This window comes from Bacillus sp. FSL K6-6540 (assembly GCF_038007545.1).
Genome location: NZ_JBBOXH010000001.1, coordinates 5509213 through 5524233, shown reverse-complemented (window position 1 = coordinate 5524233; position 15021 = coordinate 5509213). Strand labels below are relative to the sequence as shown.

Below are 15021 nucleotides of genomic sequence, written 5' to 3'. Positions count from 1 at the left end.
AAGGAGCATTCCAAGATGCTGAACATGATGATCGTTGATGATGAGAAGCTGTTAACCGACTCGCTAAAGTCGGATGTGGATTGGCAGAGCTTAGGGATCGAAGCCGTTTTTATCGCTTATAACGCCCGCCAAGCCAAGGAAGTGTTTGAACAGGAACGGGTTGATCTTATTTTATGCGATATCGAGATGCCTCAAGAAAGCGGGCTGGAGCTGCTTGCATGGGTCAGGAATAACTACCCGCAAACGGAGACCGTGTTTATGACATGCCATGCCGAATTCAAACTGGCGCAGCGAGCGCTCAAGCTGGGCAGCTTCGATTATTTGCTCAAACCGATTCCGGGCGATGAGCTCCAGCAAGTGATCGGCAAAGTCGTGGAAAAAATCATGAGAGATCAAGAAGTGCAGCAATATAGCCGGATCGGCCAGTTCTGGGCGCGTCATCAACCGCTGCTAGCGGAACGGTTATGGCTTGACGTCATCAACCATACGATCCCTTCGCATCCGGAACACATTCAAAGGGCGGCGGAAGAGCGAAATATTCCCTTCGACCGGCGTATGAGACTTCTTCCGATCCTGATCTCCGTGCAGCGCTATCACAAAACGTTTTCTCCACGCGACGAGAAGATCATCGAATACGCGTTGTTGAACAGCGGCGAAGAAATACTTCATGTCCACGGAAACGGGCTGCTGTTCGGATTAACTGAAGGCACTCTTCTCGCGCTAATTCCTTTTGAGCGGGAAGCGGAATCATATAAAGAGACGCTGCGGAATCGCAGCGAGGAATTCATAGCATCGTGCACGGCATGGTTTTATTGTGACGTGTCGATCTATATTGGGAATGCGGTGTACGGCCATGAAGTGAGCGAAATGGTCGGCCAGCTGGTGCGATGGGACAAAGGCAATGTGACGTTTACGAATAAGGTCTTCGTTTGGGGAAGCAAACAGCGTATCCATGACACCATTAAGATCCCGGACATGAATGCGTGGTCGATCATGCTGAAAGAGGGACAAGGTGTTCAGGTCGTCATCGAGGCCGAGGTTGTTTTGAAAAGCTGGATCGGGACCGAAGGGCCCGGGGCAGAAACGCTTCACCGCTTTCATCACAACTTTCTCCAGATGGTATTTTACGTATTGAAGCTTAAGGGAATCGAGGCTCATCTCCTCTTCGAAAACGAAGCCTCCGAACGATTATACCAACGGGCCGTCCGTTCGGTGTCGGACATGATCCTCTGGGTGAGGCATACCGTCAACACAGCGATGGAATCGATGGGGACGCTGCAGCGAACGGACTCCATCATCGATAAAGTGGAGCAGTTTATTCAGGAACGGATCGAATCGGAAGAGCTTTCACGAGAAACGGTGGCGAACCATGTCTATCTCAATCCCGATTATCTGGATCGTTTGTTCAAGAAAGAGGCCGGGGCATCCGTCACCGAATACATCATGAGGAGGCGTCTGGATCTGGCAAAAGATTTGCTCCTGAAAACCAATTTGCCGATCGGCGCCATCGCTTCGCAAACCGGCTATTCGAATTTCGCCCACTTCTCTAGGAGATTCAAAAAGCAGTTCGGCATGAGCCCTGCCGATTACCGAAAACAAGCTGCCAACGGCTCGATCAAGGAAAAGTCGATTTGATGCAAATTCCATGTCGAAATCGGAGTAGTTGTTGGACATGGTGGCCCGTACAATGAAAACAGGCTCGGAATGATCCGAATCCATAAAAAACAGTACGGGGGATGGATATGAAGAAAAAGTGGGGATGGTTTAGTCTGTTGCTGGCTTTGATGGTCATGATATCGGCCTGCGGGGGGAATGATTCGAAAGGAAATTCCGCAGCAGGCTCAAAAGATGACGGCGTGACTTCCTCTGGTGCATCCGATGCTCCTTATGAAGTGGTTTATGCATACCCGACCTTTGACAGCGTACCGGCCGACATCCAGCTCGTTCAGGATGAAATCAACAAGATTGCCAAAGAAAAAATCAATGTGACAGTAAAGCTGCTGCCCATCAGCAACAGCGCATTCGCCAATCAAGTGAATTTGATGATGTCGAGCGGAGAAAAGCTGGATATGATTGCGATGCTCGGAAACTACAGTACTCAAGTGGCCAAGGGCGTACTTTATCCGATCGGAAATATCATGGAGAAAAATGCTCAGGGAATTATCGACGTCCTTGGCACCGACTATTACAATGCAACCAAAGTGGGGGGCGTAAGTTACGGTGTGCCAAGCATAAGGGACTTAGCGCAGGATTATGGTTTTGTCATGCGAAAGGATTTGGTGGATAAACATAACATCGATCTTGGTCAAGTCCAGACTTTCGATGACTTCGAGAACATTTTCAAGATCATTAAAGAGAACGAACCGGGCATGGCCGGAGCGGCCAACTTGTCGAATGGTTCGATTATGAGCACCTATGCCATACATGACCCGCTCGGCAATAATCTGGGGGTCTTGCTGAACAACGGTCTTGACGATTTGAAAGTCGTTAACTTGTTCGCTTCAGAAGAATATGAGCACATTCTGCGGAAGCTTCGGGAGTGGTATCTCGCGGGATATTTAATGAAAGATGCCGCGACCAGCCCTGAGTCTACAAACGTGCTGGTCAGTAATGGAAAGGCTGCTGGATGGATGTCCGCGATGAAGCCGGGATTTGAAGTCCAGGAAAGCCGGAACGTCGGTATGGAAATGACCGCCGTTCGTACCTTGCAGCCTGTCGCCAAGACGGATACGGTCACGAACGTTGCCGTCGGTGTCACCTCCAATTCGGAAAACCCTGAGAAAGCACTGCAGTTCATGAATCTGCTATATACCGATAAAGAGATTGTCAATTTAATGGTTTGGGGCATCGAGGGCAAGCATTACGTCAAAGTCGAAGGACAAGACGATATGATCCGATATCCTGACGGTGTCACAAGCGATAACGTTGGGTACAAAAATTATGGCTGGATGCACGGAAATCAGTTTCTTACCTATGTGTTCGAGGGAGACGACCCTGGCATTTATGAGCAGATGGACGAGTTTAATAAGTCGGCGGCCAAATCGAAAGCACTCGGATTTTCATTCGATTCCGAACCCGTAAAGAATGAAGTAGCCGCCTGCAATAGCGTGCTTGAGCAATACCGGAGAGCATTGGAGAGCGGAATCCTGGATGTGGAGAAGGCGCTGCCTGAATTCCTCAATAAGCTTGAAAATGCCGGTATCCAAAAAATTATCGAGGAAAAACAAAAACAGCTTGACGAGTGGGCTAGCGAAAATGGAGTACAATAAGCGACGGTGCGATCCGATCGGCAGTCGATGCCGATCGGATTGTCACTTTCATGCGGCAATTTATTAAAGAAGGGTTGTGCACCTATGACCAGACGGAGCGGGCTGAAACGGTTCAGGAAATACACGCCTCTATATCTCCTTATGCTCCCGGGAATCGCTTATCTCATCATCAACAATTATGCTCCTATGTTCGGCATGTTTATTGCTTTTAAAAATATAAATTTCTCGGCTGGAATTTTTGAAAGCGACTGGATCGGCTTTAAAAACTTCGAATATTTATTCAAAACGACAGACGCCTTTATCATCACGCGGAATACGATTTTATATAATGCCGCCTTCATCGTGATTGGCACCGTGCTTTCCATTGCCGTCGCCATCTTGCTGAACGAGATCAGAGTCAAGGTGCTGTCGCGTTTCTACCAGAGCGTCATTGTGCTGCCGCATCTTATTTCTTTTGTTGTGGTCGGCTACTTGGTATATGCAGCTCTTAGTTTAGAAACGGGTTTCATGAATAAGACCATACTTCCCCTATTCGGAATCGAGAGCATTTCGTGGTATACCGAGCCGAAATATTGGCCGGTGATCTTGACGGTGGTCCAGCTTTGGAAGAGCGTCGGTTTCTCCTGTATTATCTTCCTGGCTTCCATTATCAGCATCGATCCCGAGTATTATGAGGCGGCAAGATTGGACGGGGCCTCGAAATGGAGGCAAATTCAGTCGATTACGATTCCGTTGATTACGCCGGTGATTGTTATGCTTACGCTTCTGAGCATCGGCCGGATGTTCTATTCCGATTTTGGATTATTTTATCAGGTGCCGATGAATTCAGGCATGCTCAACGATACAACGAACGTGATCGATACGTACGTGTACCGAAGTTTGATGATCATGGGGGATATCGGCATGGCTTCGGCAGCGGGCGTCTACCAGTCCATTGTCGGGTTCGTACTTGTTCTGAGTGCCAACTATATCGTGCGTAAATTCAATAGGGAGAACGCGTTGTTCTAGACCGAGAATAGAGGTGCAATACAATATGGCTTATGAAAGCAAATTGTTACAGTGGTCCGCCCATGTGATCCTAGGATTGTTTGCGGCGGCATGTTTGATCCCATTTGCTTTGCTGATCGTATCTTCGCTGAGCAGCGAAGCAAGCATTATCCAGAACGGCTACTCCTTTTTTCCAACGGAGTTAAGTTTGGATGCCTACCATTATTTGTGGACGCATGTCGGGGAGCTTGGAAGGGCCTATGGAATCACGGTTCTCATCACCGTCGTCGGTACGGCAGTCAGTTTGGCGATCAGTTCCATGCTGGCTTATCCGTTGTCCCGCCACGACATGCCTTTAAAGAACTTTTGGACTTTTTTCGTATTCTTTACGATGTTGTTCAACGGCGGGCTGGTTCCAACTTATATGGTCTATACGCAGCTCTTCGACATCAAGAACACGCTGTTCGGGCTGCTCATACCGGGGCTGCTCATGAACGGTTTTAACGTTCTTCTGGTACGGACCTTCTTCATGACTTCCATTCCTTCAGCCTTGCTCGAAGCGGCCAGCATCGACGGGGCAAGTGAAATTAAAACATTTTACCGGATCGTTCTTCCGCTGTCGCTTCCTATCATGGCAACCATCGGGTTGTTTCAAGCCATCGCATATTGGAACGACTGGTTCAATGGACTGATCTATTTAACGGACACGAGATTGTTTGGCATCCAAACGATTCTGAATAAAATGATGACGGATATCCAGTTTCTGACGAGCAACAGCAACCTTGCCAGCACGGGCGCAGGGCAAGCCATCATGGAATTGCCAAGCACGACCGTACGTATGGCAATTGCTGCTATAGGGGTATTGCCGATTCTGATCGCATATCCGTTCTTTCAGAAGTACTTCGTTAAAGGGATTACGATCGGAGCAGTGAAGTAAACCATGGAGAAGGTTCAATGAAACAAATAAGGAGAATCCATTGTGGAAATGACATACCAAAATCCTGTGATTAGCGGCTTTCATCCCGATCCCAGTGTCTGCAGGGTCGGCGGCGATTATTATCTTGTAACGAGTTCCTTTGGATATTATCCGGGAGTTCCTCTTTTTCACAGCAATGATCTTGTGCATTGGACACAGATCGGCCATTGCTTGACTCGGAAGGAGCAATTGGATCTTCGAAATGCAGGCACCTCGACGGGGATATATGCTCCAACCATCCGTTTTCATCAAGGCATGTTCTACATGACCACAACCAATGTTTCGGGGGGAGGGAATTTTTATGTATCCTCTGAGGATCCTAGCGGGGTTTGGTCCGATCCGGTATTCGTTGACCATCCAGGGATTGACCCCGATTTGTTTTTTGACGAGGATGGAACGGTTTATTATACAACATCGTGGAACCAGGGGATCTATCAAAGCCGGATTGATATAGAAACTGGACAGAAGCTCTCCGAGGTCCGTTTATTATGGAACGGAACGGGCGGGCAATATCCGGAGGCCCCGCATCTGTATCGGGTTGGAGCGTGGTATTACCTGCTTATTTCCGAAGGAGGAACCGAATACGGACACATGGTGACCGTGGCCAGAAGCAAGCGGCCGGAGGGTCCGTTTGAGAGCTGTCCGCACAATCCGATCCTGACTCATCGGAGTCTGTTAAAGCCGATTCAAGCTACAGGCCATGCGGATCTGGTTCAAGCCCCCGACGGCAGCTGGTGGGCGGTCTTCCTCGGCATTCGGCCCGTCGGTTATCCTCAGCGTCATCATCTCGGCAGAGAAACGTTTCTCGCCCCTGTATCCTGGACAGGGGACGGATGGCCTGTTATTGGAGAGAACGGCGTCGTTCATGAGACGATGCCATCAGGGAACCTTCGATTACAACGCGTGACGAGCCCCCCTGTAAGAGATGATTTTGTAGACTCGGAGCTCGCGCCATATTGGAATTTCCTTCGATCACCGCATCCGGACCATGGGTCCCTGACCGAGAAGGAGAGCTGCCTGACATTGAACGGTTCAGCGGCAACGTTGAATGACGGTGCTGCTGCCTTCCTCGGAAGAAGGCAGCAGCATTTTAACATGAAGGCTTCAGTGCATTTGACTTTCGCGCCGCAGCAGGACGGCGAGGAAGCTGGATTAACCGTGTTTATGAACGAGCGGTTCCACTACGAGTTGGCTGTGATCCGAATCGATGGTCGCCGAAAGATGATCTTCCGCAGAAGGATCGGAAGCTTGTGGAAAGTCGAAAGCGAGGCCCCTTGGTCTTCGGATTCGGTTGTGCTCACCATTCAAGCCGACAAAGAGAAGTATGCGTTCGGATTTGCCGGCGGTGGCCAGGAGCCTTGTTGGTTCGGTGAAGGCGAATGTGCCATGTTGGCTACGGAGGTAGCCGGCGGGTTTACGGGCGTGCTCATCGCCATGTATGCCACAGGCAACGGCGTTCGATCCGTCTCGCCGGCACACTTTGATTGGTTTGATTACCAAGCTCTCGAGGATGTGGTGTTATAAGAAACCATATTTAAGGGAGTACAGAGATCATATTTCTGAACAGACCTAATGGCATCATAGGAGATCTCGGCATCGACCGAAAGTGGGCACAAGTATGGGGGAGAGGGACACGTTCTCGCGTTTCTCGCAGCCGTTACGGAAGCACAGGAATCGCAAGCTTAGTCTTGCTAAACGGGTGGTTGCTGTATAAGCGCTGCCCGTTTTCACTTTTCGGGTGATGACCATTCGTAATTATCATGGCTTAGAGCTAAACGTTTTCTAAAACCACGGCAATTGTTCAGATAATGAATCAGAAATCGTTGTAACGATCAATTTTTGTGGTTTACGGATCGATTGCATGACTGATATAAAGGAAGTTAAAGGACATACTCGCCGGGAGCGTGTATGGCATCCGGATGGTTGACGGGATAAATCGGAAGCATTGCCAATATGAATCAGGCGGGGGATTATTTACATGAACCATCGAGAGCTTACGAATTCATTATACGGTTATTTGTTCGTTCATTTTATCGGTGATCATGAGGACGGCGAGCAAATCTATTTCGCCCTGAGCGAGGACGGCATGCATTGGCAGGATCTGAATCAGAAGCAGCCGGTCTTGCGATCAACCGTCGGAGAGCGCGGGGCACGCGATCCCTATTTGCTTCGAAGCGGGGACGGCAGCTGCTTTTATTTGCTTGCAACCGACCTTAGCATTTACCATCACGGCGGCTGGGAGCATGCTCAGGCGACGGTTACCGGCAGCCGGTCACTCGTCATTTGGGAATCGCCTGATTTGGTGAACTGGTCGGAGCCGCGCTTGGTTGAAACCGCTCCGGAGGAAGCGGGCTGCGCGTGGGCGCCTGAAGCGATCTTTGACGAGGAAAATGGCGATTATCTGGTATTCTGGGCTTCCAGCCGGGACGCTCATAACGGCGATGGCCGCGGACACCATATTTACTGCAGCAGAACGCAGGATTTCCGCACGTTTACGCCGGCCGAGCCTTATATTACCCGCGGGGAAAACCGTGCGATTATCGACACGACGATCATTAAGGCCAGCGGCAAGTATTATCGGGCTTCCGGCGACGGGCAGATTACCATCGAGTCGAGCGACCGCTTGATGGGAGAATGGAAAGTGATTTCGACGTTGGAGTCGCTTGGACTTGCGCTCACGGGAAAGGACGTCGAGGGTCCGGCGTTTTTTAAATTTAACGGAGAGGAAGAATGGGGGCTGTTGGTTGACCAGTACTCAACCGGTAGGGGATATATGCCCATCCTGACAACCGACATCGGCGATCCGACGGGAGCATGCTGGAGGGAACCAGAACCGAGAGAATACGACTTCGGCAGCCTTAAAAAACGTCACGGCTCCATCCTGCCAATTACCCAAACCGAATATGAAGCGCTAAAAGGGTTCTATCGCAACGAATCGATGTGAATTTCTTTTTGGTTCGTTCATGTTCCGTTCATATGGATGTCACTGGCAGTTCATCTTCCTTGATTAAACTTAGGTACCGGCAGAGGCCGTGCGGAATATGCGGTCTTTTTTAGCTTAGGCTAGAATGCAAAATAGACGCACAATTGCCGCGCCATTTGAACCATTTCCCATAATCCTTGTATTTATAATAGTATATAGTTATTACACAATAGGGGATGGAAATGAAGGAAAGAGGGAACCGATGCCTACTATACTGGTTGCTGACGACGATGCGAACATTCGCGAGCTCGTCTGTTTATTTTTACGCAATGACGGATTCACCACGGTCGAGGCGGCTGACGGCAAGGAAGCGCTCAGCGTCTATGGCTCGACGCCCGTCGATCTTGTCGTCCTAGATATTATGATGCCGATGATGGATGGCTGGACGTTATGCAAGGAGCTTCGAAGAGCCAATCCGGATTTGCCGCTGCTTATGCTGACGGCGAGAGGCGAAACCTGGGAAAAAGTAAAGGGTTTCGAGCTGGGGACGGATGATTATTTAACGAAACCATTCGATCCGTTGGAGTTGACGGTCCGCGTTAAGGCATTGCTGAAACGATATCGGATCGGCTCCACGCAGACGATCCAGTTCGGCAACGTCATTCTCGACAGGCAGACCTATAAGGTGAGCAGCGGGCCGGAGACGCTCACGCTGCCGCTCAAAGAGTTCGAATTGCTGTACAAGCTGGCTGGAACACCCGGACAAGTCTATACACGCGAGCAGCTGATCGATCAGATTTGGGGAATCGACTACGCAGGAGATGATCGAACGGTGGATGTGCATATTAAACGTCTTCGCGAAAGGTTCGCAACGACGCCGGATTTCCGGATCGAAACGGTGCGCGGGCTGGGGTACCGGCTTGAGGTCTATGAATGATCAGATCCTTATATATTCGAGTAGTCCTGACGTTTCTAGTGTCCGTCATCGGGGGCACGATCCTTTCGTTTTTTATGTCTACTTGGATGTTCAAGGAACAATTGAACGAGAACGCGCAAATCACCTTACGCAACTTCGGTCAAGACGTCGTCCGGATATACAAGACACTTCCGTTACGCGAAGCCGACTTGTTCGTTAGTGAAATGAAGCAGCTCGATTCCTATTATGTCCGCATCTACGAAGCGACGGGCCAGTTCCAGGCTTACGGCAAGCTTAACGGACACAAACCTGCTGAAGTAACGATGGATAAACTACAGCAAGTAATCGAAGGAGGCGTTGTTCAAGACACGCAGAAAGGCATTGCTACGGTTCTTTTAGGGCTGCCGTTGAAAACGGAAACGGGAACGAAAGCGATGTTCCTGGAAATGCTCGCCCCTCCTTCTACCTCTTTTGTCGTCAAATGGGGATCGATCTTTGCTACCAGTTCGTTGATTACAGGGAGTTTATTGATCCTGATTGCCTCCATCTACTTGGTAAGGCCGATCAAAAAGCTGACAAAAGCGACCCGACGCATTGCAGCCGGAGATTTCAGCGTCAAGCTGAATATTAAGCAAACAAGCGAGCTGGGTACGCTGGCTCGCAGCTTTGAAGACATGATGCACGAGCTCCAGCAGTTGGAGCAGCTGCGCAGGGAATTCGTAACGAACGTGTCGCACGAGGTGCAATCGCCGCTCACCTCGATTTCCGGGTATGCTCAAGCGCTGAAGCAGGTAAATCTTTCGGATGACGAGCGAAGACGTTATCTGGATATTATCATCGCTGAGGCGAAGCGGATGTCCAAAATGAGCGACAGCCTGCTCAAGCTGAGTTTGCTTGAATCCCAGTCACAGCAGCCGGGGCTCAGCACGCTCAGCCTGGATGAACAGATCAGACGGGTCATCGTGGCGCTCCAGCCGCAATGGGCTGCCCGCAGCATTCAGTTTGAGCTTGATTTGCTGCCCGTTAAAGTTACGGCCGATCATGATCAATTAAACCAGGTATGGACGAACATCATTGGCAACAGCATCAAATTCTCAAAGGATGGCGGCGTGATTAACGTCAGCATCAAACAAGACATGAATAACGTGACCGTCCGAATATCCGATACGGGCATCGGTATTTCCCTTGAGGATCAGAAGCGCATATTCGAACGTTTCTTTAAAACCGACCGTTCCCGCAGTCGTAAATATGAGGGCAGCGGCATGGGACTCGCCATTGTTAAGCAGATCGTATCGCTTCATCAAGGCGATATCCGAGTGGAAAGCGAACCTGGTCAAGGAGCGACCTTCATCGTCACCTTGCCAATCATGACGCCGGCGAATTAGTTATCGATCCGCAAACACCGATGATGACCGGTTCGTGAAAACTGACCGTGCCGAATGAAAGGATGCGATTTTTGCCAAGACACGATGAACCGGGCAGTCGCAAAGTTGAACCATATCTTATACAGGCCATGGGGCCTGTCTTTTTTTTGCCCATTTCACTAGAGTACATTTTTGCACAAATCGGGTTCCATGAATTGAACTGTCCTTGAACAATTGCCTATAGGTATAATCAAATTGCAAAAAGCACGAAACTAACGGCAAAGGAGTTGATGCCGTATTCTGGATGAACGCAGTACCAAGATGTTGACGCTGCTCCATGAGGCAGCCGATTATGTATCGCTGGAAGAACTGATGCAGAAGCTCGGCATCTCCAGACGAACCGTTTACTATGATATGGAAAAAATAAACGACTGGTTGAAAGCGGTTCAACTTCCATCGGTCCAATATGTCAGGACAGCAGGCTACTATTTGCCTGAAGAAAGCCGGGCGGGGCTTCCGCAGTTGAATGAAAAGCCCCATGCACAGCAGTATTATTTGTCTCCGCGCGAAAGGCTGGCCTGGATGTCGCTTTACCTGCTGTCGGCGGAGAGTCCGCTCTTCGTTCACCATCTGACCGAACTTCTGCAGGTTAGCCGCGGCACCGTGCTCAAGGATTTGAACATGGTCCGCTCGGAGATGAAGTCCGTAAAACTCAAGGTAACCTACGACCGTAAGCGGGGCTACGGCGTACAAGGGGAGGAGCGGGACAAGCGGAAGACGCTGAGCCATTACTTCGGGCAGATTTTCGGTCATGCGGGCTGGGAACAGGCATTCAACTTGAACCCGGAATCGGGAGTTCCCGATCTTGCCCCACTCCTGTTTCCGCCTATGGAAGAGGGAGGTTTGGAGCAAGTCTATCGCCTGATCTCGGATAGCGAGATCACGCTGGGCGTAGATTTGACGGATGAGATGCTGTTTCATCTGACCGCCCGCTTTCTGTTGTATGTAAGACGGATTCAAACCGCTCAATGGGTCTCGATCGACGATGATGAACGAAGCGTTCTGCGGAGGACGCCAGAGTATGAAGCTGCCGCGCGTATTGCGGAAGGCCTCGGGCAAATGTTCGGCGTTTCCGTTCCGGATGATGAGGTCTGCTATTTCGCGATGCATCTGCTGGGGGCGAGAGTCAACCGGATGGAACAGATGACGGGGTCCGAAGAAGTGCTGAAGCAGCTTCGGAACGTGACGACGGAGATGACCGACCATTTTCAACGTTATGCCTGCGTATTTCTGCCGAACCGGGAAGCCATGGAGGAGAATCTGCTGGTCCACTTGAAACCGGCTTATTACCGGATCTTGTATGGTCTCAGCCTGGAAAATCCGCTGCTCGAAAATATCCGTTCCAAGTACGGGGAAGTATTCGAGCTTACCCGCCGTTCCGCCGCACCGTTCGAGCAGTTGGTTGGACGTAAACTTGACGATCACGAGATCGGATACCTCGCCATGCACTTCGGCGGTTGGCTGCGCAGAGAGAATACGAAGCCGGCCGTAAGGCGGCAGGCCGCCATCGTCTGCGTGAACGGCATTTCCGCATCGCGGATGCTGAAATCGCAGCTGGAGAACCTGTTCTCGGCAGTGGACATCACAGCCGTATTGTCGCTCCGCGATTATGAGTCGTTTCGCGAAGAAGATGTCGATTTTATATTCTCGACGGTACCGCTCCCGGACAGCAAAGTGCCCGTTCTCCTGGTGAATCCGATTCTGAGCGATAAGGATAAAGAGCATTTGCTTAACCAGATCAACATGGTTTCCGGACGCAAATCAAGAACCCAGGCCAACACGGTTCAAGCGCTGCTGGACATCGTCCATAAATACGCGGCGGTAAGGGATGAAGCCGGACTTGCGGAGGAGCTTAACCGCTACATGTCCTTAGGGAAAACTTGGCTCAGCGAGGCTCGCAAGCCATCTCTGACGGATCTGCTCACCGAGCAAATGATTCGGATGAACAGAGAAGCGACAGATTGGCGGAGCGCCATACGCGAAGCCTCCGAACCGCTGCTGAAGGATGGACGCATCGAAGAGGCTTACATTGATGCGATGATCTCCAAAGTGGAAGCGCTCGGCCCTTACATTGTCGTAGCACCTGGCATCGCCATCGCGCACGGCAAGCCGCAGGATGGAGTCCGGCGGCTTGGGATCAGTCTGCTCCGGCTGGAGCAGCCCGTCGCCTTCTCGGAGGAAGCGCGCCACCAGGTGCAGATCATTCTGGTCCTGGCGGCGATTGACGGCGAATCCCACCTGAAAGCACTGTCGGAGCTGACGCTCCTGCTGAGAGATAAGGAAAACCTGATCCGACTGAAAGAGGCCAGGACGAAAGAACAGATCCTTCAACAATTACAAACCGGTCCTTAGCACCGAACAGAATACCGGATTTGGGAGAGATGAGAATGAAATTTTTGGAACCGTCACTAATTGCCTTGGATGTTGAGGCCGAGACGGCGGAAGAAGCGATCCGTTTGGCAGGGGCGCTGCTGGCGAATGCCGGAGCGGCGGAAGAACGTTATGCCGATGCCATGGTGGAATCGTATCGTGACAAAGGGCCGTATTTTGTTCTTGCGCCGCACATCGCCCTACCGCATGCCCGTGCGGAGGACGGAGTGAGGGAAGCCTCCGTCTCGCTGCTTCGATTGAAGACACCCGTCGTTTTTGGCCATGCCGCCAATGACCCGGTCCAGCTTGTATTCGCGCTCGGCGGCTCCTCAAGCTCGGAGCATATCGCCATGCTGCGCAAGCTGACGACATTGCTCAGCAATCCGGACAACGTGGAGCTATTCAAGCAGGCATCTGATATAGAGTCAATCCAACAACTAATTAGGGGGAACGAACAATGAAAATTTTATGCGTATGCGGATTAGGACAAGGAACCAGCTTGATTCTGAGAATGAATGTGGAGAATGTGCTGAACGGCATGGGAGTAAACGCCGACGTGGAGCACACGGACGTTTCGACGGCTTCGGGTACCGCAGCCGATTATATCATTACAAGCAACGAGCTGGCACAAAGCCTGCAAGGGCATGAAGCCAAGGTCGTTATCGTCAACAACTATTTTGACAACGACGAGATCAAACAGAAGCTGGAAGAAGTGCTGTAAACCATTAGAAAGGAAGAGGGCTTATGGACGTACTTTTTTGGATCGCTACCAACATTTTTGGAACGCCGGCCATTCTGCTCGGGTTTATCGTTCTGATCGGCCTGCTGCTGCAGAAGAAATCAACGAGTCAGCTCGTAAGCGGCACCTTTAAAGCGATCATCGGCTTCCTCATCATCGGCGCAGGCTCTGACGTTATCGTAAAAGCCTTGAACGTATTCGAGCCGATGTGGAAAGAAGTCTTCGGATTGGAAAGCGGATCCCTCGGTACCTTTATGGGGCAGGAGGCATTCAATTCCAAATTCGGCAGCGCCGTTACGCTTGCCATGCTCATCGGCTTTCTGATTAACGTTCTGCTGGCACGCTTCACCCGGTTTAAATTTATTTATCTGACCGGGCACATGATGTTCTGGACGTCGACCGTTTTTGCGGGCGTCATCGTCCATGCGTCCAGCGGAATTCCGATCTGGAAGCTGGTACTGATGATCGCCGTGGTTCTTGGGGTGTACTGGACGTTCCAGCCGGCGCTGGTTCAGCCGTTCCTGCGTAAAATCACGGGCAACGATAACATTGCGCTTGGACACACGTCGGCTTCGGTTGCGCTATTGGCTGCCTTGTTCGGCAAATTGCTCGGCAACAAAAACAACGATTCCGAGAAAATCAAAGTACCGAAAGGCTTCGAATTTCTTCGCGATTCCAACGTCATCACGGCGCTCAGCATGGGCGTGTTATTCCTGATCGGGGCCATTATTCTCTCGACGAAGGGCACGCCGGCTGCGGCAGAACTGATGAAACAATCGGGTGACCAGAACTTTATCATCTATTCCATTATCCAATCGTTCACGTTCGCAGGCGGAATCGCCATCGTTCTGATGGGGGTCCGGATGTTTGTCGGCGAGCTGGTGCCGGCCTTCAACGGGATTGCTACCAAACTCGTGCCAGGCGCCAAACCGGCACTGGATGCGCCAGTCGTATACCCTTACGCGCCGAATGCGGTGGTGCTTGGCTTCCTGGGAGCTTTCGGTGGCGCGATTATCTGGCTGCTCGTACTGGGCAACACCGTTTCTTACATCTTTGTGCCGACGATGATCGTTCTATTCTTCCACGGCGCTACGGCAGGGGTGTTCGGGAACTCGACAGGCGGTGTCCGCGGTGCCGTGATCGGCGGCTTCATCACGTCAACCGTAGTCGCTTGGGGTCAGTTCCTGATGGTCCGCTTCTTTATCGCCTCGACGGTGCCGGATACGGCCATGTGGGCAGCCGATTCCGACATGTTCATCATCGGACCGATTCTGCACTTCCTGGCGAAACTGTTCTTTTAGAGGTTAAACAAAAAAGTCGGCTTTGGATCACGAGATAGATCAGAAAGCGGTCTAAGGCGTTGAGAGAAGCCGGCTTTTTTGAACATGCACTTTTATGAATCGGTCAGGTTCTTATT

At 50.9% G+C, this 15021-nt stretch carries 12 protein-coding genes; all 12 read left to right on the top strand.

From position 1 onward, the window contains the following. Window positions 1-15: 15 nt before the first annotated feature. The 12 genes from MHH82_RS24500 to MHH82_RS24445 all read left to right on the top strand — a co-directional run bounded on the left by MHH82_RS24500 (window position 16) and on the right by MHH82_RS24445 (window position 14905). Window positions 16-1635 carry a helix-turn-helix domain-containing protein gene (locus MHH82_RS24500; RefSeq protein ID WP_340968255.1) on the top strand — a complete coding sequence of 540 codons (1620 nt, stop codon included), beginning with the start codon at window positions 16-18 and terminating at the stop codon, window positions 1633-1635. A gap of 107 nt (window positions 1636-1742) precedes the next feature. Further along, the gene (locus MHH82_RS24495) at window positions 1743-3269 is read left to right on the top strand and encodes an ABC transporter substrate-binding protein (RefSeq protein ID WP_340968253.1); all 1527 of its coding nucleotides are present in this window, start codon (window positions 1743-1745) and stop codon (window positions 3267-3269) included. A gap of 84 nt (window positions 3270-3353) precedes the next feature. Continuing rightward, complete coding sequence (locus MHH82_RS24490) at window positions 3354-4277, top strand: ABC transporter permease (protein WP_009593292.1); 924 nt, start codon at window positions 3354-3356, stop codon at window positions 4275-4277. A 25-nt stretch (window positions 4278-4302) separates the two neighbouring features. Then, a complete protein-coding gene (locus MHH82_RS24485; protein ID WP_009593243.1) occupies window positions 4303-5193 on the top strand; it encodes a carbohydrate ABC transporter permease in 891 nt (296 codons plus the stop codon). 48 nt (window positions 5194-5241) lie between these two features. Beyond that, window positions 5242-6756: a glycoside hydrolase family 43 protein gene (locus MHH82_RS24480; protein ID WP_041622258.1), complete on the top strand. Its 1515-nt coding sequence runs from the start codon at window positions 5242-5244 to the stop codon at window positions 6754-6756. A gap of 454 nt (window positions 6757-7210) precedes the next feature. Further along, window positions 7211-8176, top strand: coding sequence for a glycoside hydrolase family 43 protein (locus MHH82_RS24475; RefSeq protein WP_340968251.1), 966 nt, complete (start codon window positions 7211-7213; stop codon window positions 8174-8176). 241 nt (window positions 8177-8417) lie between these two features. Further along, window positions 8418-9092, top strand: a complete 675-nt coding sequence (locus MHH82_RS24470) for a response regulator transcription factor (RefSeq protein WP_009593251.1) — start codon at window positions 8418-8420, stop codon at window positions 9090-9092. Further along, window positions 9089-10456, top strand: coding sequence for a sensor histidine kinase (locus MHH82_RS24465; RefSeq protein WP_015736910.1), 1368 nt, complete (start codon window positions 9089-9091; stop codon window positions 10454-10456). Before MHH82_RS24470 ends, MHH82_RS24465 begins: the two co-directional genes overlap by 4 nt. Before the next feature lie 300 nt (window positions 10457-10756). Beyond that, window positions 10757-12847 (top strand): BglG family transcription antiterminator, encoded by a 2091-nt coding sequence (locus tag MHH82_RS24460; RefSeq protein WP_340968247.1) that lies wholly within the window; start codon window positions 10757-10759, stop codon window positions 12845-12847. 35 nt (window positions 12848-12882) lie between these two features. Further along, on the top strand, window positions 12883-13326 hold the full coding sequence (locus MHH82_RS24455) for a PTS sugar transporter subunit IIA (RefSeq protein ID WP_015736908.1): 444 nt from the start codon (window positions 12883-12885) through the stop codon (window positions 13324-13326). Further along, window positions 13323-13586 carry a PTS sugar transporter subunit IIB gene (locus tag MHH82_RS24450; protein ID WP_009593269.1) on the top strand — a complete coding sequence of 88 codons (264 nt, stop codon included), beginning with the start codon at window positions 13323-13325 and terminating at the stop codon, window positions 13584-13586. The genes MHH82_RS24455 and MHH82_RS24450 overlap by 4 nt, the downstream gene beginning before the upstream one ends. A gap of 23 nt (window positions 13587-13609) precedes the next feature. Continuing rightward, window positions 13610-14905 (top strand): PTS ascorbate transporter subunit IIC, encoded by a 1296-nt coding sequence (locus MHH82_RS24445; protein ID WP_015736907.1) that lies wholly within the window; start codon window positions 13610-13612, stop codon window positions 14903-14905. Window positions 14906-15021: the final 116 nt, after the last annotated feature.

What these genes read in the sequence shown, in the direction of transcription:
- MHH82_RS24500 (WP_340968255.1), top strand. Translation starts at nt 16, where the DNA reads ATGCTGAACATGATGATCGTTGATGATGAGAAGCTGTTAACCGACTCG.
- MHH82_RS24455 (WP_015736908.1), top strand. Translation starts at nt 12,883, where the DNA reads ATGAAATTTTTGGAACCGTCACTAATTGCCTTGGATGTTGAGGCCGAG.
- MHH82_RS24480 (WP_041622258.1), top strand. Translation starts at nt 5,242, where the DNA reads ATGACATACCAAAATCCTGTGATTAGCGGCTTTCATCCCGATCCCAGT.
- MHH82_RS24495 (WP_340968253.1), top strand. Translation starts at nt 1,743, where the DNA reads ATGAAGAAAAAGTGGGGATGGTTTAGTCTGTTGCTGGCTTTGATGGTC.
- MHH82_RS24450 (WP_009593269.1), top strand. Translation starts at nt 13,323, where the DNA reads ATGAAAATTTTATGCGTATGCGGATTAGGACAAGGAACCAGCTTGATT.
- MHH82_RS24475 (WP_340968251.1), top strand. Translation starts at nt 7,211, where the DNA reads ATGAACCATCGAGAGCTTACGAATTCATTATACGGTTATTTGTTCGTT.
- MHH82_RS24465 (WP_015736910.1), top strand. Translation starts at nt 9,089, where the DNA reads ATGATCAGATCCTTATATATTCGAGTAGTCCTGACGTTTCTAGTGTCC.
- MHH82_RS24470 (WP_009593251.1), top strand. Translation starts at nt 8,418, where the DNA reads ATGCCTACTATACTGGTTGCTGACGACGATGCGAACATTCGCGAGCTC.
- MHH82_RS24460 (WP_340968247.1), top strand. Translation starts at nt 10,757, where the DNA reads ATGTTGACGCTGCTCCATGAGGCAGCCGATTATGTATCGCTGGAAGAA.
- MHH82_RS24445 (WP_015736907.1), top strand. Translation starts at nt 13,610, where the DNA reads ATGGACGTACTTTTTTGGATCGCTACCAACATTTTTGGAACGCCGGCC.
- MHH82_RS24490 (WP_009593292.1), top strand. Translation starts at nt 3,354, where the DNA reads ATGACCAGACGGAGCGGGCTGAAACGGTTCAGGAAATACACGCCTCTA.
- MHH82_RS24485 (WP_009593243.1), top strand. Translation starts at nt 4,303, where the DNA reads ATGGCTTATGAAAGCAAATTGTTACAGTGGTCCGCCCATGTGATCCTA.